The organism is Leptospiraceae bacterium (assembly GCA_024233835.1).
GTDB lineage: Bacteria > Spirochaetota > Leptospiria > Leptospirales > Leptospiraceae > JACKPC01.
The window spans coordinates 1-24,928 of the sequence record JACKPC010000008.1; the positions used below are offsets into that span (position 1 = coordinate 1).

Annotated in this window: 28 protein-coding genes; 25 read left to right on the forward strand and 3 right to left on the reverse strand. The window is 34.7% G+C overall.

What is annotated here, in order from left to right:
- The 4 genes from H7A25_25820 to H7A25_25835 form a co-directional block, all read left to right on the forward strand.
- Nucleotides 1-264, forward strand: a 264-nt coding sequence (locus H7A25_25820; GenBank protein ID MCP5503343.1) for a hypothetical protein, incomplete at its 5' end; no start/stop codon positions are given.
- Nucleotides 265-777 carry a hypothetical protein gene (locus H7A25_25825; protein MCP5503344.1) on the forward strand — a complete coding sequence of 171 codons (513 nt, stop codon included), beginning with the start codon at nt 265-267 and terminating at the stop codon, nt 775-777.
- A 174-nt stretch (nt 778-951) separates the two neighbouring features.
- A complete protein-coding gene (locus H7A25_25830) occupies nt 952-1,245 on the forward strand; it encodes a hypothetical protein (GenBank protein MCP5503345.1) in 294 nt (97 codons plus the stop codon).
- A gap of 2,076 nt (nt 1,246-3,321) precedes the next feature.
- Nucleotides 3,322-3,603 carry a hypothetical protein gene (locus tag H7A25_25835; protein MCP5503346.1) on the forward strand — a complete coding sequence of 94 codons (282 nt, stop codon included), beginning with the start codon at nt 3,322-3,324 and terminating at the stop codon, nt 3,601-3,603.
- A gap of 589 nt (nt 3,604-4,192) precedes the next feature.
- Here H7A25_25835 and H7A25_25840 read toward each other — a convergent pair.
- Nucleotides 4,193-4,885: an Rpn family recombination-promoting nuclease/putative transposase gene (locus tag H7A25_25840; protein MCP5503347.1), complete on the reverse strand. Its 693-nt coding sequence runs from the start codon at nt 4,883-4,885 to the stop codon at nt 4,193-4,195.
- Nucleotides 4,818-5,210, reverse strand: a complete 393-nt coding sequence (locus tag H7A25_25845; protein MCP5503348.1) for an Rpn family recombination-promoting nuclease/putative transposase — start codon at nt 5,208-5,210, stop codon at nt 4,818-4,820. Before H7A25_25845 ends, H7A25_25840 begins: the two co-directional genes overlap by 68 nt.
- Nucleotides 5,211-5,232: 22 nt before the next feature.
- On the opposite strand from H7A25_25845, the gene H7A25_25850 reads away from it, so the two are divergent.
- The 17 genes from H7A25_25850 to H7A25_25930 all read left to right on the forward strand — a co-directional run bounded on the left by H7A25_25850 (nt 5,233) and on the right by H7A25_25930 (nt 20,186).
- The gene (locus H7A25_25850; protein MCP5503349.1) at nt 5,233-6,825 is read left to right on the forward strand and encodes a hypothetical protein; all 1,593 of its coding nucleotides are present in this window, start codon (nt 5,233-5,235) and stop codon (nt 6,823-6,825) included.
- 537 nt (nt 6,826-7,362) lie between these two features.
- Nucleotides 7,363-7,719, forward strand: coding sequence for a hypothetical protein (locus H7A25_25855; GenBank protein MCP5503350.1), 357 nt, complete (start codon nt 7,363-7,365; stop codon nt 7,717-7,719).
- Between the two features lie 62 nt (nt 7,720-7,781).
- Nucleotides 7,782-8,018 carry a hypothetical protein gene (locus H7A25_25860; GenBank protein MCP5503351.1) on the forward strand — a complete coding sequence of 79 codons (237 nt, stop codon included), beginning with the start codon at nt 7,782-7,784 and terminating at the stop codon, nt 8,016-8,018.
- A gap of 1,838 nt (nt 8,019-9,856) precedes the next feature.
- Nucleotides 9,857-10,246, forward strand: coding sequence for a hypothetical protein (locus H7A25_25865; protein ID MCP5503352.1), 390 nt, complete (start codon nt 9,857-9,859; stop codon nt 10,244-10,246).
- A 13-nt stretch (nt 10,247-10,259) separates the two neighbouring features.
- Nucleotides 10,260-10,445 carry a hypothetical protein gene (locus H7A25_25870; protein MCP5503353.1) on the forward strand — a complete coding sequence of 62 codons (186 nt, stop codon included), beginning with the start codon at nt 10,260-10,262 and terminating at the stop codon, nt 10,443-10,445.
- A 3-nt stretch (nt 10,446-10,448) separates the two neighbouring features.
- Entirely contained in the window at nt 10,449-11,531 is a 1,083-nt protein-coding gene (locus tag H7A25_25875; protein ID MCP5503354.1) for a hypothetical protein, read from the forward strand.
- 4 nt (nt 11,532-11,535) lie between these two features.
- Nucleotides 11,536-12,135 (forward strand): hypothetical protein, encoded by a 600-nt coding sequence (locus tag H7A25_25880; protein ID MCP5503355.1) that lies wholly within the window; start codon nt 11,536-11,538, stop codon nt 12,133-12,135.
- A gap of 26 nt (nt 12,136-12,161) precedes the next feature.
- Nucleotides 12,162-13,538, forward strand: coding sequence for a hypothetical protein (locus H7A25_25885; GenBank protein MCP5503356.1), 1,377 nt, complete (start codon nt 12,162-12,164; stop codon nt 13,536-13,538).
- Nucleotides 13,528-14,088: a hypothetical protein gene (locus H7A25_25890; protein MCP5503357.1), complete on the forward strand. Its 561-nt coding sequence runs from the start codon at nt 13,528-13,530 to the stop codon at nt 14,086-14,088. Before H7A25_25885 ends, H7A25_25890 begins: the two co-directional genes overlap by 11 nt.
- A gap of 3 nt (nt 14,089-14,091) precedes the next feature.
- Nucleotides 14,092-15,351, forward strand: a complete 1,260-nt coding sequence (locus H7A25_25895; GenBank protein ID MCP5503358.1) for a hypothetical protein — start codon at nt 14,092-14,094, stop codon at nt 15,349-15,351.
- Nucleotides 15,333-15,920: a hypothetical protein gene (locus H7A25_25900; protein ID MCP5503359.1), complete on the forward strand. Its 588-nt coding sequence runs from the start codon at nt 15,333-15,335 to the stop codon at nt 15,918-15,920. Before H7A25_25895 ends, H7A25_25900 begins: the two co-directional genes overlap by 19 nt.
- A 223-nt stretch (nt 15,921-16,143) precedes the next feature.
- A complete protein-coding gene (locus H7A25_25905) occupies nt 16,144-16,401 on the forward strand; it encodes a hypothetical protein (protein ID MCP5503360.1) in 258 nt (85 codons plus the stop codon).
- Nucleotides 16,323-17,657, forward strand: a complete 1,335-nt coding sequence (locus tag H7A25_25910; protein ID MCP5503361.1) for a hypothetical protein — start codon at nt 16,323-16,325, stop codon at nt 17,655-17,657. Before H7A25_25905 ends, H7A25_25910 begins: the two co-directional genes overlap by 79 nt.
- A 68-nt stretch (nt 17,658-17,725) precedes the next feature.
- Entirely contained in the window at nt 17,726-18,091 is a 366-nt protein-coding gene (locus H7A25_25915) for a hypothetical protein (GenBank protein ID MCP5503362.1), read from the forward strand.
- A 20-nt stretch (nt 18,092-18,111) separates the two neighbouring features.
- On the forward strand, nt 18,112-18,567 hold the full coding sequence (locus tag H7A25_25920) for a hypothetical protein (GenBank protein ID MCP5503363.1): 456 nt from the start codon (nt 18,112-18,114) through the stop codon (nt 18,565-18,567).
- A gap of 47 nt (nt 18,568-18,614) precedes the next feature.
- Nucleotides 18,615-19,001 (forward strand): hypothetical protein, encoded by a 387-nt coding sequence (locus H7A25_25925; protein MCP5503364.1) that lies wholly within the window; start codon nt 18,615-18,617, stop codon nt 18,999-19,001.
- A gap of 282 nt (nt 19,002-19,283) precedes the next feature.
- Entirely contained in the window at nt 19,284-20,186 is a 903-nt protein-coding gene (locus H7A25_25930) for an SGNH/GDSL hydrolase family protein (protein MCP5503365.1), read from the forward strand.
- A gap of 21 nt (nt 20,187-20,207) precedes the next feature.
- Here the strand turns inward: H7A25_25930 and H7A25_25935 are convergent, their stop codons facing one another.
- Entirely contained in the window at nt 20,208-21,215 is a 1,008-nt protein-coding gene (locus H7A25_25935; protein ID MCP5503366.1) for a sugar phosphotransferase, read from the reverse strand.
- Between the two features lie 82 nt (nt 21,216-21,297).
- Between H7A25_25935 and H7A25_25940 the strand changes: the two genes are divergently transcribed.
- The 4 genes from H7A25_25940 to H7A25_25955 are packed head-to-tail and all read left to right on the forward strand — an operon-like array spanning nt 21,298 to nt 24,925.
- On the forward strand, nt 21,298-22,182 hold the full coding sequence (locus H7A25_25940; protein ID MCP5503367.1) for a 4-hydroxy-tetrahydrodipicolinate synthase: 885 nt from the start codon (nt 21,298-21,300) through the stop codon (nt 22,180-22,182).
- Nucleotides 22,175-22,984 (forward strand): 4-hydroxy-tetrahydrodipicolinate reductase, encoded by an 810-nt coding sequence (locus H7A25_25945; protein ID MCP5503368.1) that lies wholly within the window; start codon nt 22,175-22,177, stop codon nt 22,982-22,984. The genes H7A25_25940 and H7A25_25945 overlap by 8 nt, the downstream gene beginning before the upstream one ends.
- Nucleotides 22,968-23,804: a TIGR00159 family protein gene (locus H7A25_25950; GenBank protein ID MCP5503369.1), complete on the forward strand. Its 837-nt coding sequence runs from the start codon at nt 22,968-22,970 to the stop codon at nt 23,802-23,804. The genes H7A25_25945 and H7A25_25950 overlap by 17 nt, the downstream gene beginning before the upstream one ends.
- The gene (locus H7A25_25955) at nt 23,801-24,925 is read left to right on the forward strand and encodes a hypothetical protein (protein MCP5503370.1); all 1,125 of its coding nucleotides are present in this window, start codon (nt 23,801-23,803) and stop codon (nt 24,923-24,925) included. The genes H7A25_25950 and H7A25_25955 overlap by 4 nt, the downstream gene beginning before the upstream one ends.
- The last annotated feature ends 3 nt before the right edge of the window (nt 24,926-24,928 follow it).

Here is a 24,928-nt window from a genome sequence, read left to right on the forward strand (position 1 = left end):
AAATCCGGAACGCAATCGTTTTATCAGAATGATGTAAAAGATAAATCTGGTAATCCATTACCCGTTTATCAGTTAAAGCCAGATGGAAAGTATAAACGTGTAAAAGATTTAGAAGAACTATCAACGGTTGGAATTACCGCATATCAGGGGACTGTTGTTAATGGCAAAATGGTTTATACGAAAATTACCGGTAAAGAAATCGAACCGAATGTGAATATGATTCGAGCTGAACACGGAGAAAAGGTTAAGAGGGTGGTCTATTAAATGAGAGAATATTTTATTATTTTAACTCTATCAACAGTTCTGTTTTTAGGAAGTGAAATACATGCAGAAGTAGATTATTGCAAAGAATTAGAATATTGTTATATAGTTTTTAAGGATTCTGAGTATCATTCCAAAATAGGAAATCGAGTTATGCACTCAGGTGGATTAAACTTGAGTTTTGATCCAGAACATCCGGAATATGTAGAAATTGATCACTTATACGAGGAGCATTCCTTTATTCTTCCGGGAGATAAGATATACCGTATAGATAAGTGTAAACTTCAATATGACTTTCCTGATCAGCAAGTTAAATGTTTTAAAGACATCAAAGCTCACCATTATTATTCAAGGCTACACTATCTTTTTGCAGCACCTTTAGACGAAATGGTAAAGCACATCAAAGAAGTTGAAGTGGAACGTGATGGAAAAAAAATCATTTTTAAAACAGAGGCGGAAAACCGCAGTATCCTCCGTAAGATATTTTTCTTCTGGGAATGGGGAGATTTTTTTTAGGTAAAGGACTGTTTCACTGACCGGTGGTTTGAACCACAGCTCAGAGGCAGTGTGGAAAGAGGCTATAACGGGATAGCTTACATCCGGTTACTGAGCAAGCGAAGCGCGTCGAAGTACGCGGACGGCAGCTGTGCTTCGACTCACCTGCGGTTCGCTCAGCAACCGAGGTGTTCTATGGAGATTGTTTCTGTGGAGCAGGAATACAGAGATGAGTTGGTTTACAACTTCGAGCTGGAAGACAACCACACCTACTTCGTGACAGAAAACGCGGTGCTTGTGCATAATTATGAGAAGAATATTGATTTTTCTACTCTCGCAAATGCAATGGGAGCTGTTGATAAAAATAAAAAAGATTTCAAAGCTAAAGAGGAAGCAAGGAAGAAAAATTTAATACTAGTAAACGCAAAAAATGGTAATAAACTTACTTCGGCTGAAATTGATGAGGTTTATAAAGAATTTGAAAAATGATCCTAAAAAAGTGACGAATTATATAAAAGCTAGAAGATCAACTTGATCAAGTGATAAATCTTATCATAATCCCAAAGGATGAAAAAGGAAAACGGAAGTTAGAGCATATTTTTAAATAAAGATAAAGCAGATATTGGCTTGATTACAAAATACGAATGATATATCTATCGATGGAAAGGTTAAAGTTCAAGTAGACGAAAAGACTGGGGAAATGAAGTTTATCTGAAGGTAGTGCTAACTCATCTCTTGGTAATAAGATACTTAATGACTTGGCAAAAAATTTCCTAAAACAAGATCTGGTTAACATGTTATTCAAGGTGGGGATGCAGGATTCATATAGATAATGATGGAAAAGTGCAGAATCGAAATAATGCTTTCCAAACCTATGATGATGGTAAGGTATTGAGGGTATATATTAACGATGCTTTAAAAAAAATCAGAAAATAGATGTGAGGTGAGATACGGTTTTACCCTGACTTGCAGATAGAATACTTCTCCTAATAAGACTGTAATGCACTCCTGACTGAAATCTCTTTGCTCATGAAACCAGTCTATTTAATCAGAGAAGAATGCAAAATAGGTAAAGAGAAAGACGATGAAAGGAGGAATATTACCAAACAAAGATAGCATGGTATGGTGGTGAGACATATAATCCAGATAAAAACCAAAAAAGCTGGAATACGGAGAAGCAAGAATAGCAGGAAACAAAACTTTGGACGTAGGATTTAAGTTTAGGGAAAGTTGTTCCTGTTTCTCATGATCCAAAATGGGATAATTATAATACGAATGCTTGAGGAAGGGAGAAAGGAATTGAAGTACGGTGAGATTTACTTATTAAACTGAATATATTTTATTAATAACATTTTTCCAGAATTGTTTTAAAAACCATCTTTTTCTAAGGACTTCAAAAATGTTGCAAAAGGATGTTGATGCTCATACTCGCTATGTAATAACCAAAAGAGAGTAAAATGTATTATGCTTTTTAGGCGTCATGCGATATCCCGATGTAATATTCAGCTATACAACTGCGGTAAGTGAAAGTCCTCCTTACCACCAGGTAGAAAAAATGAATTTAAACATCCCTTTTACAAAGGTGTTGATAAAATATTTATGGGGAAAATGTAAAGTAGTATATGAACACATTGATTACGCGGAATACTCCAAATTCAGACGATTACCATTCCTATCCTAAGTTTGCTTTTACATTTTGTAGCACCTTTATCTCAAACTTTAATTAAAGTAATGGATAAAATAGAAATTGAGCGTGATGGAAGAGAATGCTTATTGATGTTGCAATGTAAGAATGAAGGAAAAGAAGAAAATAACGGAATGGCGTGAAAAGTTGACAAACTGAATGGGATCTCTGAAGATGAAAAAAGAAGTAAAAGAAATTAATTCACAAAAGAAAGAGGCAATAAAAAAGATCCAGAAAATTGAGAATAATTTTTAGAAAATCAGCAGACATCTATATTAAAAAAATCATGTAAGTATTTGCAAACATAAGGCAGCTTTACCGGAAGAACCATACCCAAAATGAAAAAACGATTCCATAAGCTAACCTTATCTCTCCTTGAGCCATATTTATATTCCTGGTAGTGCTACAAAACCCGAAGGGAAATTGCGCAGGGTGACCGTAAGAACGGCAGGGGGATTTTAGAATTCACCAAAGGTTCGCTATGAAGGTGAATTCAAAGACGGGCCACAAGCAGCAATGATTTGGCACTGCTTCACGATACTAAGGGCACCATTACTTTGAAGGCATGGCAATGCCAAAGGAAAAAAGCAGGGCTGGCACCTACAGCTACCCCGCAAGTGGCGGGGAAACCTACAGCGCTTTTTCATAAGGACAAGAAATGGGGAAAGGGATTCACACTGGAATGACAACACCAAGCATCGGTGCATGTGGAAAACGGAGAGCTGGAGGGTGAGGGGAGGTTAGCCCCTGCTCCGGGAGGCAGGGGAAAGAAGTGAATCTATAAAAAACGGGACTATCTACGAAGGAGTATGAATCTAAGAATATTTACGCAGCAAGTATATCGGAGAATGGAAAGATGCAAGCGTCAATGGGAGGGAACATTGAAAGATAAGACAGGGAAGTTAATCTTTCAAGGAAAATGGAGAGAAAAGCAGTTTTCAAAGGATAATGGATGTCATCAGACCGACCTCAGACTGGCCCTTCAGGCTGTCAAATTGGCTGGATTAGAATTGGAAAAGGTGCGAAACAAAATGCTAAAAACAATTCGAGAAAGCTCGGAATCATTACCGGCTCACAAAGAAATGTTGTTCCCGATCAGCCGAGCTACAAAAATCAAAAAGAAGACTTTCAAGCAAAAACTATCCAATATACCATCCTATTAGGACTATGGCGTCTTACGAATATTAGCACTACTTACCAACTATAAAGACATGCAGGTCTTAAACGAGATGCTTGAAACACACTTGAAAGCAGCCAACATCGAAAAATTCACATTCAGCATTTATCCCTCATAATATATCTATATACTTTATGTTTTTTGCTTTCTGAGGTATACATGATACTTGCGAGTTATCTTTTTACAAATTCTCTCGAGAAAAAAAACAGGAATATAAAACCAACACCGCTTTTAGTATATGTTGCGCAATACTGGGTATAATCTTATCTATTTTTCTAATATTTCTTACCAATACATTTTACCCAATAACAGATGAGCCAACAAAACTTCGTCTGGCTATACTCTTAGGTTTATGGATATTCTATTTGCTATGGGGAATCTACTATTCCGGCAAATACTATTACCGGCTCACGAAAGATGTTTTTGAGCAAAACCGAAACATCATCCTTTTAAGCTGGAATCTACCCTTTCTTTTTCTGGGAATTTACATGTATCTGGCATTAAGTTCTTAAGGAGGAAAGCGTGGTATTATTCTCGACCGGCTCTAAAGAGCCGGGATAGGTTGAGAACGGAAATTAAACCCCTATTCGGCGGAAAAGTCTCTCTAAAAAGTTTTCATCGAGTTCGGTGATGCTCGCAATCAGGGGCATATCAAGAGCCTTTCTTCGCATAGAAATAGCCGTTCTGAGCGTTTTTTTCCGCTCTGCACGTCTGGCTTTTCTTTTCTCGTCCTCAGCCCTTCTTTTCTCGTTTTCCGCTCTTCTTTCTGCAAGTTCAGCTCTTCTTTTCTCGGTTTCTACAAGATGTAAGGCTCTATTATAGCCTTTTTGCTCAATTTTATCTAACAGTGAAACCAGCATATCCTTTACTCTCCTGCTTTCCTTAGTTTCCATCATAGATTTTAGACTGTCAAGTTCAATTTTTTTTACACCTGATAGGGTGTAGAGAAGGACAGTTTCTATATATTCCATGCCGGTTTTCTTTTCTGCTAATTCAGCCAGCAGAGAAATAATTTGCACCAGCTTTTCTTCAAACTCTTCACGATTGATATATTTCAAGAGCAGGGTAAAGAGTCTCGTAGTTATTTCTCCTTTTATATCTTCTTCTTGAAACCTGGAGAAATCATAAACTATATAGGAAAAATTGACCTGGTATTTTTCCCAGCCCGGCATCATTTCCTGTAAGCTCTGCAGCAAATCATCACCATACGCTAATTCGTTTTTTCCGCATATAAAAAAAAAGCACAGGCAGGATAAGAGGAAGAACAAGCGACTTCTCTTTTTTCTCCTGGCTTATATGAAGGCTCCAGATTCCGAGCATATACTTCAATAGCTGAAATGAAGTCATTCTATCGGGATAACTTTTGTGTTCGAGAAGAAGATAGATGTAGCTATCTTTGCCAGCTATCGGAACTTTGAAAAGCATATCCGAATGCACATCCTGATAATTGGCATCGACGAAACTATCTTTTGTAATTTCGAGAGAATCCAATAGAATGTCTTTTAATAAGTCTGGCGGAAGTTTGTGTTTCAGGAAGTCGATAGCATTCTCCCGGTTCTGGAAAGTGATTTTGAAAAAGGAATTATGATCCACCAAGCTTAAAACTATTCACAGAATGATTCGTCAAGAAGAAGATCTTGATTCTCTAACACCTAAAGAGCTTTCTGCGCTGAATAAAAAGCTGATACAGGAAGCTGTTAAGGCAGGAAAAATGGCTCCTACAGATGACGAAGCCTCCGGCTGGTCAAAAAACAAAGATGATAGTTTATGGACTAAATTTGTAGGTGATGCAAACGATGCCTGGCAAATTTTACAGGGAAGCAATGTAGATGACGACGGTTGGGTAGATGCAAACGGCGTTTACCACCAACGCACCTGTTTTGTGGCCGGGACTCTAATCTCCACAAAAAACGGTTTTAAAAAGATTGAGGATATTCAGATTGGTGATATGGTTCTGTCTTACAACGAAAAAACCGGGGAAAGAGAGTTTAAGAGAGTAACTAATACTTTTGTAAGACAGGCTGATGTAATTTATACAATTAGCTATGAAGATGGAAGTGTTTTTGAAACAACCTGGAACCACCCTTTCTATATTGAAGGCAAGGGATTCATTCAGGCCAAGGATTTAAAACCCGGCCAGCTTTCCCATACAAGCCAATCCAGATTTTTAAGAATAGCGAATATAGAAAACGAAAGCAGGATGGAAACGGTATATAACTTCGAGGTTGAAAGTAACCATACGTATTATGTGGGTGAGTCCGGAGTATTGGTGCATAATCAATCATTATACTATAATGAATATATGGGTCGTATTTCTCAGGATATGGAAAGAAATTTTCCATTGTTAAAGGAATTACGTGAAGCAACAGAAAGAAAAGAAAAGATACAAGAACAATTAAAGACATCTCTTAAAGCAAAAGAATTTAAACATTTAATAGGCATGCTAAAACGAAATGGGAATGATGCAGAAGTATTAGCCAAAATAATCGAATCAAATGAAATATATAAAGATGACAATCTAAGAGAAAGACTTACTGCTATTTTTGAAGCAACAGAAGCGTCAACTGTAGAGGGACTTCCTGTTAGAGCAAAAGGTTTACAAATTGGCCCTCCTCGTTTAGGTGATAGGGGATATAAAGAATTTTTTAAAGATGGTTCGCCCACACAAACAGGACACTTTTTAACGGGATTAAGACTTGCTTTACAACCTGAAGTCGTTAACGAAAATTCGAGTGCATTTAATGGAAATATTATTATTGAATCACCTCGCAAACAATTTACAAAAGAAAATCCTAAAGTTTCAAATATGTCAGATGAAGAAATAGCATTAAGAATGTCTATAGGCCATGAAAAGTTTCCAGATCCAACAGGAGTTCATGGATTCATTACAGGAAGAGGTTTAAATGGAGGTTTATATAGACAGTTTGCTGCAACAAATGAAGAAGATATAAAGAACTTCAACAAGGCAGTTAATATTTTAGGTAACGATAACTATAATCTCGATTATAGTAACGCAGAAAAATATATCAAAAAAATAAAGGTAACGGAGCAAGAAAAAAAATACGGAATTATGTGGAATAAAGGAAATAGCTATGCAGATTTAATGTTAACAGCAACAGCTTATGACCTTGGGAATAAAATAAAAAGCGGAAAAATAAAAACAAGAAATGAAGCAGCAAAATATATCAGAACAAATTTAAAGGAATAAAGTTGTGAAAATTCTTCGGATATCTTCGATCATATGGTTTTCTCCTTTCTTTTTAATAAGTCTAATAATAGTTGTCATTAATATTTATGATATGTTTACAGTTCAAAATTATTTTAGAATATTTAATGACTGGAAAATACTTTTCATAGTTTCTATACTTGCAACAATGTTTTTTTATATCTTAATAAGAATAGAAAAAGAGAGTAAATATAGTATTATTTTATACATTTCAAGTTTCTTAATATCGGGTATATATCTTTTGTTTTATTATATATATTATGCATTTGCAAAACTTCTTTCTTGGTAAAAAATCAACGGAAGGATTTTCTACGATCATAACTTCAAACTAATAAATCAGGGTGTTGCTTTTTAAGTAATGGAGATCGTAACATGCATTTTTAAGCTAATTTAAGCCATTCTACGAAGGTAATTTTAAGAAAAGCAACAGCCAGAATTACCACTTTTTCCTAAAAAAAGCGATATTCTCTCAAATAAATAAACGGTTTCAAAAAAATCGAAGAGATTCAAATTAGGGATGTGGTGTTATCCTATAACGAAAAAACTGGTGAAAGAGAATTTAAGAGAGTAACTAATACTTTTGTAAGACAGGCTGATGTAATTTATACAGTTAGCTATGAAGATGGAAGTGTTTTTGAAACAACCTGGAACCACCCTTTCTATATTGAAGGCAAGGGATTCATTCAGGCTAAGGATTTAAAATCCGGCCAGCTTTCCCATACAAGCCAATCCAGACTTTTAAGAATTACGAATATAGCAAACGAAAACAGGTGGAAACGGTCTATAACTTTGAGGTGGATGAGAACCATACGTATTATGTGGGTAAGTCCGGAGTATTGGTGCATAATGATGAAAAGTATTCAATTAAAAAAATGATACTTTGAAAAAGATAGTTAGTGAGATTAATAGAAAAATGTGTACAAACTTAACAATACGTAATGTATAAAGAACAAATAAAATTTTATAAATCCGAACATTATAAAAAGCCGGATAAAACATTGTTGTTCCTTCTACAACTGGACGTGATGAAAGGATTAAGGAATCAAAAAGGTGAAGCTTTCTTAATAGATGAAGCTGTAGATAAAATGCAAAAGGTGCTAAGGAGAAGTAGAGGGTTTGTTCCCAAATTTTCCAGTAAAAATACTCTATTATTTCTTCAGGCTACAGGACGATGATAAGTCTTTAGTAAATAAGTATAATGAAAAAAAAATAGACAACGGCTAAAGTGGAATAATGTTGACAAAGACTTAGTAACCCATTATCCATGTAGAATCTTCTCAAGATGTTTCAAAAATTATATTACAATGAGTATTTTAGCGGTAACTCATTGTTACTAGAAATGTGGGGAAAAATTGGTATGTGATTAGAAGAAGTTCCATATAAAGGAAAAATTAAATAACTAAGGAAAATTTAAAAAATCCTGAATTCAATATTTATGCAACTGCAAATATTCTAGTTCTTTAAAAAAAGTAGAACCATAATCCAACAAATAGAAAGGTGGTATTTTATATAATAATAATACGGTGCTGATATGAAAATTAGAGGTAGTAATAAAAAAATGGACAGGATTATGGTGCATTAATAGAAAAGTTTGCAAAAAGAAAAACCTTGGGAGAAAAATGAAAAAAAAATATTTATACTATTTTGTATATGCTTATTTTTAGGATTAACAATTAGCATTTTATATATATATGTAGAGATAGGAGAGCATCCCATGAGCCATATTGACTCCAAAGAAAGTTTTGAATGGATAGAAATATTAAAAACGATAACTGGAATTACCTCTCTATGTATCTATTAGCTGTATTTTTTCCCTTTATCTATATTATATATTTTATTGATATTTTTGTATAAGGAAATAAATAAAGTCAAATAATATCTTATTGATCATTAAAATCATACTTAATTATCATCAACGCACCTGTTTTGTGTGGCCGGAACTCTAATCTCCACAATAAACGGTTTAAAAATCGAAGATATACAGGTTGGGGATGTGGTTTTATCAAAAGACGAGATTTCCGAAAGATTGTGTATAAAAGTCACCGAGCTTTTTATCACGAGGTAGATAATGCTTTTTGAAATCCGCTTGAGTAAATGGGAGCAATAGAAACCACATGGAACCACCCATTCTATATAGAAAACAGGGGCTGGACGAAGCCAAGGACTTAAAACGTGGCGACCGCTCTGTCCCTCGCGGACGGCAGCTCTATGGAGATACTGTTCGTGAACAGGAATACAGAGATGAGTTGGTCTATAACTTCGAGGTGGATGAGAACCATACGTGGCCAGGTGTGGGTGAGTCCGGGGGTGCCAGTACACAATGATGCAGCTATGTATTTGATGTTTCCAGAAGGGGAGAAGGATTCGAGCAAACCTGCGATTGTATCAGTTAAAAAGATGAAGAGCAAAAAAAGGATATATAGGAAATACTAAATATAGAGAATATGGTAGATATGAAAACTATCTTGATTAAATGGAGATGGCAAGATTGATGATGAAGAAAGAAACATGATAACCAAGCAGGAATAGTGAAAAAGTATATCCAAAGGAACACTGGACTTATACTATGATGAAAAAAGGTGGACTACAAAAGAAGAGTCGCTGAAGGAATTCATTTCAGACGGGTAGAAAGAGAAACCTATCGATAACAAATAGTGATCGCTCGGCGAATTAATACACATTATAAACAATTCCCGTGAGAAAAATAAATATAATGGAAAAAGGAGGATCCAACTAACTATGTTTATTACAAATCCATATAAGCCGAGATGGTTCAACAGAAATAAAAACTGGTAAAAAAAAGAAGAAATATATACTGTAGGAGAAGTTAAAATTTATGCAGATGATAAAGGAAAATCCCACTCCAGCACTTAAAGACTTCTTGATTAACTTGTAAAGATTTTTAGGAATTGATTACTATCAAGAATATACAGAAAATATGATACGCAAAGTTGAACACAATATTTGATAAGAGATTGACCTATTTGAAACTTGATAAGAAGGATGAGCCCAAATGATACTTAAATTGAGTAACTATATTTTCATTATTCTTCTTAACATGCCTGAGTCCTCCACAAAAAAACTTTTTATGGATATAGGGATGCTTGAAGAAGCCTTAAGAAATATGTTTCCAAGTGCCAGTTACAAAAGTGACCCGGAAAGAAAATGTTATAGCTACTTATACATATACTGGAACTTTTACGCAAGGTTAGTGAGGAGAGGAGAATATTATTTCATCGCTGATGATACTGAGTTTAATGTGTTTAAGTTGACTGAGAAACATCGAGATAAAATTTACAGAATCGATGATTGTATTATGAAAGACTCTAAAGTGGAACACGATCGAAAATACAATTATAAAATCCCAAGGAAATTATCACAAAAGCAAATATATTCTGTTTAATAGAACTGAAGACATGGTAGGTTTGATTAAAGAAGTGTATCTTAAAAAGCGGATGTTTATTACTATAAATGTAGAAGATTACCCTCAAAAGCATGGCCCTTCCGATCCCAATCACCAACCTTTCAAAGAATTATTTTTTCGATTAGAGGTCATGGGAGACGATTATGCCAGAGAACCAGGAAACTGGCGCAAAGAATAATTATTGTCCTATAACGAAACAACCGGTATTATAGAAGTCGAGTCTAATAAGCAAAAGTATGTAAGCTCTGTTGGGGTTTACAACTTTGAAGTGGAAAATACTCACAGCTATTTTGTCGGGGAAAATAGGGTTTGGGTGCATAATTATGAAGAATCAATACCAACTAAACCTGTTGACTATGAATATAAAAAAAGGGAAATTAGTGAAGTCTTAAATAACTTTAGGAACGCAAAACCTGGAGTTATTAATGGGACTTTTCAAAAGGTTAAAAACTTTTTATTAAATGGCGAGTTTGTTGAAGATAGGGTCATTAATTATGGAATTGACGAAGAAGAATTATCGGATATTACATTAGAATCTCATGGGATGACTGCAAAAAAGAATGAAGAAATATTTTTTGAGGGTATTAATAAAATGACAGATTCCCTATGGTTTGATAGTGATGGAGGAAAATTAAAAGTTTATCGCATGAAAAATGAGAAAGAAACAAAAATCTTATCTGCTTCTTTATTAAATGACGTATTAATAAATCCAAAGTACAAAAACGTATTAAACATAGTAAATGAAGGAGGTTACGGTTCTAAAGTGAACGTAATTGATTCTGATGATATTTCAGCAAAATATAATGGTACTGGCACTGGAGCAAAGATAACTATAGATGTAGGTAATTATGATGGAGAAAGATCAGCATTTCATGACCCTATTGCAGTCAAGGATGATGATGGTAAAATTAGATATGAGTATATACCTTTGATTGCAACATTAGGGCATGAATTTATACATGCACAACAAGTAAATACTGGTACAAGCCTCCATCCATTTCAAAAAGTTTTAATGAAACATCATTGGTTGGATGGAAAATGGGAACCTTCTCTTGTGCCTGTTAATGCAAGCGAACTTCATACTATTTCAAGTTCCACTTCAGAAATAGAAATTTATGGAACTTCTACCAAAAAGCCAATTCCGTATTTGCATAATAATAAAATAACAGAGAATAGTATTCGCAAGGAACATGGGGTACCTATTAGATTAACTTACCACGATGATAAAAGTGCATTAAAAGCTTTAGATGAGTATGAGGAATAAAAAAATGAAATATTTTATCTCTCTTTTTATTCTTTTAGATCTTTTTTGTATGCCATGTGTAGAGAAATATTATGAAAATAAGATAGTAGGAAAAGATTTATCCTGTTACCTTAAAACAGATGATAGAGAATTCGCAAGAATAATCTCATATTTTTTCTATCCAGAATCACTTTATCACAAAGAATTTGATTTTAAAATAACTTTGTTTAAAAATACTCATCACATTAAGGTACATGACACCATGAACAAGAGATTAAAGAATACATTTTTAAAAAATAAAGATGTTATCATAAAAATTGATAATTGTCCTGGAGCTTTTGATGCTCAACGCAAAGAGTTGCTCCAATATAATTATTTACCAAAAGCATATTTTCTCATTTTTAAACCTCCACATGAATTAGTTGATAAAATTGAAAAAGTAGTGATTAAAAGAGATGGAGAATATTCTACTATTAATATAAAAGAGTATGCAAGTTCTCAACCTATTACCTCACGAGAAGATTTATGGCCAGAGGTAAATAAAGAATTCGATTCTTATTCTGAAGATAGAATAAAGAAAAGGGTAAAATTTTTTAAAATTTATTTTGAATTACCGGAATATTAATCGAAGATATACAAATTGGGGATTTAGTGCTGTCCTATAACGAAAAAACCGGTGAAAGAGAGTTTAAGAGAGTAACTAATACTTTTGTAAGACAAGCTGATGTAATTTATACAATTAGCTATGAAGATGGAAGTGTTTTTGAAACAACCTGGAATCACCCTTTCTATATTGAAAACAGGGGCTGGACGGAAGCCAAAGATATTCTTGCTGGCAATAAGTTAATCACTTCAACCGGTATTATAGAAGTCGAGTCTAATAAGCAGAAGTATGTAAGCTCTGTTGGGGTTTACAACTTTGAAGTGGAAAATACTCACAGCTATTTTGTCGGGGAAAATAGGGTTTGGGTACATAATTATGAGAAGGATAAAATTACATTGAATAAATTAGAAACTGCTCTAACTGATATCAGAAAATATAAAGAACTGAGTAAAGGCTCTTTAGGAAGGTATATCTCTTGTGCTTTAGGTATTTATTCAATAAAAGTATGTAAAGATACAAGTGATAATATAGATAGTGCCGAAAAAATTATGAACAGTTCAATTGATGATATAAATATGCCTCTGATTGAAAGCTTGAAGTTCTGGAAATCAGATGAAAGTAAAATAATGGATATACTCAATGAAAATTACATCAATTCAAAAAATATTGAAGCTGCGAAAGGTATGTTTATGCTTAATAAGGATCCTGAAAAAATTACACAATATGAGAAAGATATAAATTCGTTATCTAAAGATAAGAAAATTCAATTCAAAGTTGATAGAGAAACAGGAGAAGTTAAAGCAATTATTAAAGATGGCGTAAACTTAGATGAATTATATAAGACTACAGATACAGGAAATAAAATATTGATTGATATGATAAGAACTCAGGAGAAACAAAAGTCAGGTTTAACAACTTTTGTATATGATGAAATGGGTAAAACACAAGCTGTACCAATAAAAGATAATGGAGAAGTTAGAATTTCTGTCAGTAATAATCAACTAAATACAGAAAAATTTGAGTATGAGTATATTCAAAATGTTAAAGATAAAGATGGAAACGTTATTCATCGTAAAGGTGAAGTAATAGAGAAAAACCCGGAAAGAAAATATGCTGTAGCACATGAGGTAGTTCATGCGAATATTATAAATTCCGGAAAACAATCCCAATATCAAAATAATCAAATAGGTGATGATAAAAAAGCATTACCCGTATACAATCTGACTTCAGATGGAAAAATTGAAAAAGTAAATGACCTTGAAGAATTATTACTGGTGGGAATTCCTGCATATCAAAAGGTAACTAAGAACGGAAAAGAAACTTATATACAGATTAAGGGTAAAGATATTGAAACAAATATCAATAAACTTCGAAGGGAAGATGGACTTTCTATAAAAAGGAGAAAGTATAAAAATGTTGATTAGATATCTAATAGTGACAATTCTCTTTTCTATCATTCATAGCATTTCAATTTTTGCTGAATCCAATAGATGCAGGCTTGTTAAAGCTTGTTATATAGTATTTTATAATAATGAGAAATACCACAAACTGGACAGGCATGATTTTGGTATTTATGGAGTACGTTCAGGAGTAAGAATTATATATCCAAATGATGGAGTTGGAGAATATTTTGAAGTTAAAGGATTTAAAAGACACTCTTTTTTAAAAGATGGAGATAAAATTTATCGTATTGATGAGTGTAGGCCCAAAAATGATCCGGGTGGAGTGGTTGGATGCGGAAAGATAATTGATAAACATTATTATCCAAAACAATACTATTTGTTTTCCGCACCTCTTGAATATATAGTAAAACATATCAGGGAAGTTGAAATTGAGCGAAATGGAACTCGTATTATCATTCAAACTGAAAAGGTATTGGAAGAAAAAAAAGTGAAAGATAGAGAGGAAGAAATCCAAAACCGTAATATTCTCCGTAAGATATTCTTCTTCTGGGAATGGGGTGATTATTTTTAGGTAATGGACTGTTCTCCTGACCGGTGGTTTAAACCATCGGTCAAAGGCAGTGTGAAAAGAGGCTATAACGGGATAGCTTACATCCGGTTACTGAGCAAGCGAAGCGCGTCGAAGTACGCGGACGGCAGTTCTATGGAGATACTGTCTGTGGAACAGGAATACAGAGATGAGTTGGTATATAACTTCGAGGTGGAAGACAACCACACCTACTTTGTGACAGAAAACGCGGTGCTGGTGCATAATTATGAGAAGGGCTTGAGTCGGGACTCTTTAGTGGAAGCAATAGATTATTTGCAAGGTCTTCAACGTGGAAATTTACCACATGAAGATTATGAAAAAACCTTAAAAAACATGCTTAAGGAAAGTAATCAAGAACATCTGCTTGAAACTAGTCTTATTGGAAAAATAAAATATGCGGAAACAATAAAAAAACTTGATGATTATATAGGGAAAAGTTTCTTTCCCTTACCGCAAGATGATAAAACTGGAGTATTTATTGAAAATCGTTCAGAAGAAGAGTATAAAAAAATTCAGGACGCTTACTCTGCGTTTTCAAAAGATGGAAAAGTTAAAGTATCGATTGATTCAAATACAGGAGAAATGAAGATTGAAACACAAGAAGGATACGACAAGAATGATCCAGGAAATAAAATGTTATTAAAGCTTAAAGAGGTTTCTTCGAAAAAGACTATATCTCTAAGTTACGGAACTCATTCAAGTCTTTATATTGATAGAGGAAAAGCAATGAGCAGACCATCAGAAACAACAGCCAGACCGTATGACGAGAAAGCTGCGATAGATGGATCTGGTACAAGCACATTAATAAAATTAGACCCACAAAGTGTAAATGATACAATGAATCTTTACTATACAGAGGATACAACAGACAGCAATGGTATCTTTCATAAAAAAGGTGAACCAACTACTGGGAATTATAGTTTAGACACACTACTTTATCATGAAACAGCACATGCAATACTAAATGCCATGGGTGCAAGTAAAGCAAATCAACAGCAAAACACTTTTTTTAGAGTAGTAGATAAGGAAAAACAAACATTTGGAAACTCGCTCACCCTTGAGGAAGTGAAAGTGGAAAATACAAAAGATGAATTGTATGTAAAAGAAACAAAAATTATTAATGGCATAAAAGTTGATACTTATAGACCAGCAAAGAAAGAAGAATTGCAAATGAAGCTACCGTTTCCAACCGTTTGTGAATATTTAAAAAGTAAAGGAAGTAAAACATGCAGATTAAGTTATTAATGAGTTTTTTTATATATCTTTTATCTTACACATATATATTATCAGATGAGAAGAAATGTAATTATTCTAATCCTGCTTATAATATGTGTTTTAAAATAGAGCAGTGTTTTATTAAAATGAAGATAAATAAACATGCACACTACCACGATGCATTTTATAAATGGGGGATGGGAGGATCTAATGGCTTAAACTATAATTCACAGAAAGAACCCTATTATTGGATAATAAACCAGGTTCCGGAATCTCATAGATTTTTACTTCAAGCCGGTGACTGGATATACTGGATTGATGAATGTAATCCTTATATACAAAATAGACTTGAAGATGATATGACTAGAAAACAGTATGCGGAACACGTGCCCCTTATAGACACCTTAGCTCTATTTCTTTTTACTGCATTTCAAAACATTGATACAATTGTTGTTGGGCGATTGGTCAATGGAGAACGGGTTCGTATGACACTCAATATGAAAGAGTTATTCCGAAAAGATTTAAAAGAAAAAGAAATCCAAAATCGTCACATCCTCCGTAAGATATTTTTCTTCTGGGAATGGGGAGATTATTTTTAGGTAATGGACTGTTCTCCTGACCGGTGGTTTGAACCATCGGTCAGAGGCAGTGTGAAAAACCATCAGGCTCGGGGAAAATATAAAACATGAAAAAACGATTCCATAAGCTAATCCTTATCTTCTTTCTCCTTTTTGGAGCCATATTTATCCTCGCAGTAGTGCTACAAAACCCGAAGGGAAACTGCGTGCAGGGTGGTTCGTAATTGACAATCGATAATGAAGAATGGAAAATGTGAAAAACGCAGACCGGTCCTTCAGGACCGGGCAAATTGGGGATTTAGTGCTGTCCTATAACGAAAAAACCGGGGAAATAGAATACAAGCCCGTGACACAGCTTTTCCGTAACGAGGTGAAGACCATCTTTAAGCTCACCTATGCTAATGGAAAGATAGTCGAAACCACATGGAACCACCCTTTCCTCGTGACTGGTGGTTTAAATCATCAGTCAAAGGCAGTGTGGAAAGAGGCTATAACGGGATAGCTTACATCCGGTTACTGAGCAAGCGAAGCGCGTCGAAGTATGCGGATGGTAACTCTATGGAGATACTGTCTGTGGAGCAGGAATACAGAGATGAGCTGGTTTACAACTTCGAGGTGGAAGATAACCACACCTACTTCGTGACAGAAAACGCGGTGCTGGTGCATAATTATGATAAAGAGAATTTGTCATATAACCCAGAAACAACTTTTTTTGAAGGAATTGGAGAACGAGTTAATAACCTATTTAGTGGTAAAGGTTTTAAAACGGATAACAATTTAATAGAGGAAGACATCACGGCAAAGGGTGATTTTAAAGGAATAAAAGCGGAAATTGATGCAAAATTAAAGTATCAAATGCCTTTAACGGAAGCAGAAAATGACTATCTTAATAAAAATAAGCAAATAAGTGATTTACAATCAAAAGAAAACTTAAGTAAAGAAGAAAAGGATAAACTAAAAGATTTAAAAGATCAGCTTGAAGCAAAAGAGTTAGGACACAGCCTAACTATGTTTGAAAGATGGAAAGAAGAAGGAAGAGATGAAGTTCCATTAACACCTTTTATTAAAAATGTTCTTCAAAAACAATTTGAAGGATTGGTTGACTTGGATGAAATAAGGATAAAGAATAATAACAATACGTTATATGAAATAATTAGAAATAAATTTTATGGAAAAAGTTCTATAGCTTTTGTAGATTTGTTAAATAGTGAGAATATCATATATGCAAATAATGGTGCTGAGCTTTTCAATGAGTCAAACAATTTACCCGGAGGTATTGACCAGTTCAATATAAAAGCATCAGGTTTAACAGGAAAAAGTGGGTTAATGAGTATTGCTCATGAATTAGGACATATTGCACAGCTAAAGTTATTTAGAGAAAAATATGGATATTCAAAAGGAATAGAGTATATGAATAAAAGGAGAGATGAAGAGGAAAAATTAGGAAAAAAGGCATATATATCGAATGACGAAGGCACTGCATATTTCAAAGCAGATAAATATGGATTAGTGTTAAAACCTTTATCGAGTGAGAGCAATTTTATCAATAAGACGATGAATGAAAGATTAATCAGTGATAAGCTTTACGGTGAGGATTTATTCGGTAGGAAACTTCCAGATAGCAACAATAATGCAAAAGCTACATTAGATCTATATGCTGATGTAGCAGGATATATAGGTAACGAATTAATGCAAAAAAAGGTAATTAACAGTAAATATATCTTCGTAGAAAATGGCAGATTAAGGACAAGGAAGTGAAATTGTTTCGATTAATTCAATACTGTTTAATATTTAGTTGTATTGCAGTAGCTCAATGCAGAAGCAATATGTTTAACTTTATAGAAAAGGATTCTGTGGTTATTAGAAGTGAAATCAAAGATGACTTCAGGGTATTTATTTTTTATCATAGTGGTTCAATGGAACCATATACTTCTAAAGCTAATGTTGATGTTGATATGGAAGATGCTATAACTAAAGAGAAGATGTGGCATTCTACTGGTTTAAAATTAACTAATCGGGGAATATTATATTATGGTAAACTTAATTACAGATATTGTATGCATCAGGAAGTTAAGTTTACAGATGTAACTTTTAATTATTATAATAGAGAGTGTATCAAGCCTAAGAAATTAGTAAAAGGTAGGAAATATATTCTAAGCGGGAATTTTCCTGATTTTACATTCGTTCATTAACATTATGGAGTCCCTATAATATGCGTGTAAAAATAATTATTATTTTTTGTATTCTTTTTATCGATTTCTGTATACACACAGAACAGTCAGCACAAGTAGAAAAACCATTGTTTTTACAAATTAGCTCACATGAAAGTAATGGTAATCGGTATTTTAAGTTAAAATTATCAGATAGGTCACTAAGTAATCTTACTATTCAAAGCATAACATTGATAGATTGGACTACTGGTTTTTTGATGTGGCAAGCAAATCAAATTAAAACTAATAAATCCGGAGATATAAAATATGGGATAAAGAATTTAGATTACTGTAATCAAGAGTGTTTAAGGTATTTTACGCATGAAAATGAACGATGGAATTCCTGTTTCAACCATTTTACGATGTGTGGTAAAGCTACGCCATTGGTGAAAGGTAATGAATATAGACTTATAATTGAATCGAGTTCAATTATTGGAGAATTGTTTTTTCGACATTGAATGTTAGATTATATCGAAGCCCTCAGTGCCGGGATGGTGTTTAAAACATGAAAAAACGATTCCATAAGCTAAACCTTATCTTCTCCCTTCTATTGGGAGCCATATTTATCCTCGCGGTAGTGCTGCAAAACCCGAAGAGGAACTGCGTGCAGGGTGACTGCAAGAACGGCAGGGGGATTTTAGAATTCACCAAAGGACTTCGCTATACAGGTGAATTCAAAGACGGGCTACAGCACGGATTTGGCACGTTTGCCGATGCTAAGGGCAATCGCTACGAAGGTAGCTGGCACAAAGGAAAAAAGCAGGGCTTCGGCACCTACAGCTACCCCGGCGGGGAAACCTACAGCGGCTTCTTTCATAAAGATAAGAAAGATAATCTTTCAAGGAAAATGGAGAAAAGGACAATTTTTAAAGGACAATGGGTAAGCCATTAGACCGACCTCAGGCCGGTCCTTCAGGGCCGGGCAAATTGAGAAGTGTAGATAGAATCTTCGGAACCAGAATTGGCCGGTAAAGAAAATTAAATTAATTAGACGAAATTATTACTCTGATTCCATTTTATTTTCCACTATTTTTTTTGGTCAAGTTTTTATTTTTTGTGGGGTAGACTATATTTAGGACGTAGTAGGGCTATAGTTAGGGTAATACCTAAAGAAATTCAAAGTGGAACTATATTCTGATTTACAGATAGTCCCTCATTCAATAATTGTCCAGTCATGAATAAAAAATTTATCTATTTTCTAACATTTCTATCTGTTGTTATATTATCTGTATCGTATTTTAGACACCTACAGAGAAAAAAGAAGGAAGAAAACGAATCCAGAAAAGGATTAGCTTTATTATATAATCTAATTCGAATATCTTATGATCAAGTAAAAGAAAAAATTAATTACAAACCTTTTCCTGAAAGCCTTGATGACTGTCCTTCGAAGCCCACTATCAAAAAGCAATATATGCTCTGGGATAATGAAGGTTTTTATCCAATATTATATGAAGATATTAGAATATACTGTAAATATAATAAAATGATTATTTTGGCTATGGGAGATTCTATTACGGCCGGACTCGCACCGGACAAATCAAATACTTTTCCGGAACTATTGGAGAGAACCATAGAAAATACTTCCGTAATAAACGCAGGAATGAATGGAGCCAATACGATTCACTGGAGACCGGAGGGAGTCTTGTATAAAAAAAATATCTATGACAATAGAAAAGTCATTGATGTAGTTCTTTTTCTTTTGGGTGGAAACGATAGAAATTATTTTTCGCACTTGGATAAGAGTGAAATAAATGAAAAATATGCAAAGGAAATCGGCTTAAGACTAAGAAAAATCTTAATGAAAATGAAAGAGGACCTGCCTTCCGCAAAAATCATTCTCGCAAATTATCCTCAGCTTAAAAACGAAAATCGTTTTCCTGCGGTAGAGCAAATTCGCACGAAATTACCCGAAGAAGATTCCTTCTTCTGGAAAGGGCCGGATTTTACTTCAGCTTTTGTTGGGAAAAAAGAGTATTTCTTACCGGATAAAACGCATCTGAGCAATCTCGGTCATCAAAAATTTGCAGAGATCTGGAAGAACTTTTTACTACAGAAGAAAATAATTCCGGGTAACTAAAACATTTATTTTTCTTATAGCTCAGGTCTTTGATGTCTTTCGACGGAGGTAAAACTCTAAAAACATGTATAATCCTAAATATAATAAAAGACAGATAATAAATGAAACAACGAAGGAATCCGAGGCTTGAAGTATTATATATACAAAATAAGCCAGCAGATTCATTAAACTAAAAATAATAGTTGTATAAACCGGTTTCCAGGCCTTGAGAGTGATTCTCTGGTATAAGTGTTCTCTGTGAGCTTTCAATATATTTTCTTTGCGAATAAGTCTTTTTAAGATAGTTACCATTCCATCCACCCAGAACACGGGAAGTAAGAAGAACGAGAGTCCGGGTTCAAAACTATTCTTACTATTCATAATAAAAACAGGACTCATAGCCATTAAAAAGCCGAGAGCGAGAGAACCTGCATCTCCCATAAATACTCTGGCTTTTGGTCGATTAAACAGCATAAATCCGACAAGGGAAAATAATACAAAAAGTAAAATCGTACCTTCGAAAGTTATACTTTTATTCAAAAGAAAAACCACTATAACAAGTGAGAGAAAATTCAAACTGAGATATAGATCCAATCCATCCATGAAATTACATAGGTTGATCACAAAGATGATGTAGAGAGTAGCCAGAAAGCTTATCAAAAATCTCGGTAGTTCCGGTTCAAAACCCAGCAAAGTATAAGAAGGGAGAAAAAAGTAAACACCCGGAAAAAAAAAGAGAATTTCGAGAAACATTTTAGATAAGGATGATAAATGGTATATATCATCCAAAAGTCCCAGAATCATTAAAAATAAAGTTCCAATGGTGATTAAAAAATATATGGGTTTTATCTCTGAAAATATAGGAAAATATATACCGGAAAAGAAGAAAGCGATTAAGATGAAGAAAACACCGGCTGATTTTTTAACAGCACCCTTGTGCATACTTCTGTGATTGGATATATCTAAAATATGGAAGGTTTCGCTTTTAATATAGAAATATTGAACAACAAGACTGGTTAAAAAACAAACGACGAGGAATAAGAGTAACATAACCTTTTACTTTTCTTCCCGGCTTAAGCCTGTATGGCAAGTTTTTTATTGCCAAATAAAGGCTTGGTGAAAAAGTTTTTCTATGTTTCAGGGTGTATTTACAGCGATTGTTACTCCTTTTAAGAATGATAAAATAGACTATGACAGCTATTTTAAAATTTTGGATATACAGATAAAATCAGACGTTACGGGCATTGTTCCCTGCGGAACCACCGGAGAATCTCCAACTCTCAGCCATGAGGAACACGAGGAATTCATCCGTAAAACTGTAGAATATGTAAATAAGCGTAAGCTTATTATAGCAGGAACCGGTTCCAATTCTACCCGCGAGGCCATTCGACTGACAGAAAGGGCCTGTAAAGACGGGGTAGATGGAGTTTTATCCGTGAATCCATATTATAACAAACCCGGTCAAAAAGGACTGTATGAACATTTCAAGCAGGTTGCTGAAGTATCTTCAGTTCCCGTCATGCTTTATAATATTCCGGGAAGAACCGGAGTAAATCTTCTTCCGGCTACCATTTTAAAGCTTTCTAAAGAGAAGAATATCCGTTCGGTAAAAGAGGCCAGTGGAAACCTGCAACAGATGGCAGAGGTCATTTCCTTAGTAGGGGATAGTATGACAGTTCTTTCAGGTGATGATAGTCTTACGCTTCCTCTGTTGTCCGTAGGTGGCAAAGGAATTGTATCCGTTGTTTCCAATGCTTTTCCTTCCAGCATAGCTAAAATGACAAAATATGCTCTTGATGGAAAATATTCAGAAGCCAGAGAAATTTATTACGAACTATTTAAAGTATTCAGTCTGGCATTTTGTGAAACCAATCCTATCCCGATAAAAGCGGTCATGAGCTGGCTGGGTTATTGCGAAAATAACCTCAGATTACCCCTTACTTCTCTTTCCGATTCTACGGAAGCTTCCGAGTTAAAAAAAGAAATCTTTCGTTTGAGGGATAAAGGCTTTGAGTAAAAAAATAAAAATTGCTCTTATTGGTTCTGCAGGTCGGATGGGAAAAGCCATTACGACCGTTTTATCTCAATCTCAGAGAAGTGAACTATCAGCAGCGCTTGAAAGAAAAGATTCTATACTTTTTGGAGTGGATAGCGGTCTTAATGCAGGCATTAAGGCTAACCAGGTTCCGATTACAGATGATTTGCTTAAAGGGCTTGAAACAGCCGATGCTGTAATTGATTTTAGTTCGGTAGCCAGCACGGAAGCTGTTCTCTATGCCTGTTTACAATTAAACAAACCCCTGGTAATAGGTGTAACAGGACTTTCGGAAGCCTTAATCCAGAAAATCAGGGAAGCTTCCGAAAAAATTCCGATTGTGCAATCTCCGAATATGTCTGTAGGAGTCAACCTGCTTTTTAAACTGGTGGAGCTGGCTTCCGGTGTATTAAAAGAGAATTATGATATAGAAGTTTTAGACATTCATCACAGGCATAAAAAAGATTCTCCATCGGGAACTGCACAAAAATTAAAAGATATTATGCTGAAAACCCTGAATAGAACAGAAAAAAATGTGATTTATGGTCGACATGGGGATAATTACTCGGAAAGGGAATCCGAAGAAATTGCTATTCACTCGATGAGAGCGGGAGAAGTTGTGGGAGATCATACGGTTCATTTCTTTTCACCGGAAGAGAGGATTGAAATCAAACATAGCGCTCAGGATAGAAAAACATTTGCGGTAGGAGCAGTGAAAGCTGCTGAGTTTGTTGTAAACCAAAAACCGGGTTTGTTTGATATGTTTGATGTTCTCGGAATTTAAGCTTTTTCAATTCTTAAAAACATTCTTATTTCTGGACTACAATAAGAATCTACACCTGATATTCTTAGATATTTTTGTAGTCAGTATTATCATATACTCAGCCTATATGATTCTCAGGCGTTCCAAGGGGATTCTTATAGGCATAGGGGTATTCTGGCTTCTGGGTTTTTCTGCCCGAACTTTACAGTTGGAACTTTTAGAATGGGTGATACAAGTAGTCAGCCCATCTATTATTTTTGTGATTGTAATTGTTCTTCAGCCTGAACTCAGAAGGATTTTCTCCGAGTTTTCTCGCATTCGTTTTTTTAAATTTTTTCGCCTGAAATTAAACTATGAAATAGATGAAGTGGTTGAAGCAGCAACGATGATGTCTCGCTCCAAAACGGGAGCTTTAATCGTTTTTGAAAAAGATGTAAGCTTAAAACATATTGTGGAGCAATCGGTACAGCTGGATGCCATTATATCTAAAAGTCTTATCCTGACTGTGTTTAAAAAAAATTCGGCTCTTCATGATGGAGCTATGATTATTCAGCAAAACCGAATCGCATCTGCTTCTTCCTATTTACCCATGAGTAATAGTCTCGGAAGTTCAACTCTGGGTGCCAGACACCGTTCTGCTCTCGGAATTGCAGAAGAGACCGATTCGGTAGTTCTGGTTACCTCAGAAGAAACGGGAGAGATATCCGTTTGTCACGATGGTGAGATGATTCACCCGGTAAAACCTTTTGAGTTAAAGTCCTTACTTCTTCAACTTTTACACGGAGAAACCCTTAAGCAGGAAAAGAATAGTACCGGGAAAGAGCAGGAGGGAGAAGGATGATTCTTCGCTGGATTTTTGAAAACTGGCAGGCAAAAATACTCTCTTTTGGCCTGGCAATTTTGCTATATTTAAATTTGCAAAGTTCTAAGATTACCACAAGAGAGCATTACATTCCCATTCGTTATCCGAAGCTCGGGAAAAATCTGTTTTACTCAGATAAAAACAAACAGGTTTATAATGTAAAATTGGAGGGGCATAAAGAAATCATCAATCTTCACCTGCAGGACTTGCATATTGACATTAATGAAGATGAACTTTCACCTGGCACCAATGAAATAGAAGTGAAGAAGGTGGAAGGTCTACCACCCAAAGGAATTCGAGTAAAGCTACTGGAAGGCCCAATAAAAGTAGTAGTAGATACCCTGGAATCCAGAACCATTCCAATAGAAGTAGGATTTGAAAAAGAACCACCACCCAATTATATGAAAACTTCTCATCAGGTCAGTCCGTCTACCCTTACCATTTCCGGCCCTAAAAAAACTATTGATAAGTGGAATCGTTATATTGCCGGGAAGATAAATCTTGAAGATAAAAGAGAAACCTTTACCCGAAAATTTCGAATCAATGGACTTCCGGGAAATTTAAAACTTTTAAGCAAAGCGAGGGAAGTAAACGTAAAAGTAAAAATCGTTAAAACGTCTTCCGATCTTTCTGAACAAATGGTGGTAGGAGTTCCGGTTCGTTGCGAAGGTTTGAAAAAAGGTCTGGAAGCAGAACTTTCCAAAAAGAAAATTTCTATAAAATTCTATTCTCCGAGTAACCTCAATAGCTTTCAAATTATGCAGGGAATACGGGCTACTGTTCCCTGTTTAAATACTATAGACCCGGAAACCTTAGAAATCAAGCCTGCCGGCGAATCTATAGAAAAAGTAAAAGTGAATAAAATCAGTGCAGATTTGAAAAATGTAGATATAATTGAGATTATTCCTGAATCCCTTACAGTTAAATACAGTATTCGTTCTAACTATAAAAAAGATACAAAGAAGCCTATTTCTACCCAACCGGATGAAGATCCCAAGAAAGAAAAAACCGATGAAAATAAGCAACCGGATAAATCAGATGAAAAACCCGGAACTGAAGAAGAAGTGGGTCCCCCCCAGGAATTTCCTGTAGAAAATTAAAAA

Excerpts from the sequence above, each read along its gene's own strand:
- H7A25_25910 (MCP5503361.1), top strand. The coding sequence starts at position 16,323 with ATGGAACCACCCTTTCCTCGTGACTGGTGGTTTAAATCATCAGTCAAA.
- H7A25_25850 (MCP5503349.1), top strand. The coding sequence starts at position 5,233 with ATGATTCGTCAAGAAGAAGATCTTGATTCTCTAACACCTAAAGAGCTT.
- H7A25_25895 (MCP5503358.1), top strand. The coding sequence starts at position 14,092 with ATGGACTGTTCTCCTGACCGGTGGTTTAAACCATCGGTCAAAGGCAGT.
- H7A25_25880 (MCP5503355.1), top strand. The coding sequence starts at position 11,536 with ATGAAATATTTTATCTCTCTTTTTATTCTTTTAGATCTTTTTTGTATG.
- H7A25_25900 (MCP5503359.1), top strand. The coding sequence starts at position 15,333 with ATGCAGATTAAGTTATTAATGAGTTTTTTTATATATCTTTTATCTTAC.
- H7A25_25915 (MCP5503362.1), top strand. The coding sequence starts at position 17,726 with ATGTTTAACTTTATAGAAAAGGATTCTGTGGTTATTAGAAGTGAAATC.
- H7A25_25925 (MCP5503364.1), top strand. The coding sequence starts at position 18,615 with ATGAAAAAACGATTCCATAAGCTAAACCTTATCTTCTCCCTTCTATTG.
- H7A25_25930 (MCP5503365.1), top strand. The coding sequence starts at position 19,284 with ATGAATAAAAAATTTATCTATTTTCTAACATTTCTATCTGTTGTTATA.
- H7A25_25935 (MCP5503366.1), bottom strand. The coding sequence starts at position 21,215 with ATGTTACTCTTATTCCTCGTCGTTTGTTTTTTAACCAGTCTTGTTGTT.
- H7A25_25830 (MCP5503345.1), top strand. The coding sequence starts at position 952 with ATGGAGATTGTTTCTGTGGAGCAGGAATACAGAGATGAGTTGGTTTAC.
- H7A25_25920 (MCP5503363.1), top strand. The coding sequence starts at position 18,112 with ATGCGTGTAAAAATAATTATTATTTTTTGTATTCTTTTTATCGATTTC.
- H7A25_25950 (MCP5503369.1), top strand. The coding sequence starts at position 22,968 with ATGTTCTCGGAATTTAAGCTTTTTCAATTCTTAAAAACATTCTTATTT.
- H7A25_25825 (MCP5503344.1), top strand. The coding sequence starts at position 265 with ATGAGAGAATATTTTATTATTTTAACTCTATCAACAGTTCTGTTTTTA.
- H7A25_25890 (MCP5503357.1), top strand. The coding sequence starts at position 13,528 with ATGTTGATTAGATATCTAATAGTGACAATTCTCTTTTCTATCATTCAT.
- H7A25_25940 (MCP5503367.1), top strand. The coding sequence starts at position 21,298 with ATGTTTCAGGGTGTATTTACAGCGATTGTTACTCCTTTTAAGAATGAT.
- H7A25_25905 (MCP5503360.1), top strand. The coding sequence starts at position 16,144 with ATGGAAAATGTGAAAAACGCAGACCGGTCCTTCAGGACCGGGCAAATT.
- H7A25_25860 (MCP5503351.1), top strand. The coding sequence starts at position 7,782 with ATGTATAAAGAACAAATAAAATTTTATAAATCCGAACATTATAAAAAG.
- H7A25_25955 (MCP5503370.1), top strand. The coding sequence starts at position 23,801 with ATGATTCTTCGCTGGATTTTTGAAAACTGGCAGGCAAAAATACTCTCT.
- H7A25_25870 (MCP5503353.1), top strand. The coding sequence starts at position 10,260 with ATGGTAGGTTTGATTAAAGAAGTGTATCTTAAAAAGCGGATGTTTATT.
- H7A25_25865 (MCP5503352.1), top strand. The coding sequence starts at position 9,857 with ATGATACTTAAATTGAGTAACTATATTTTCATTATTCTTCTTAACATG.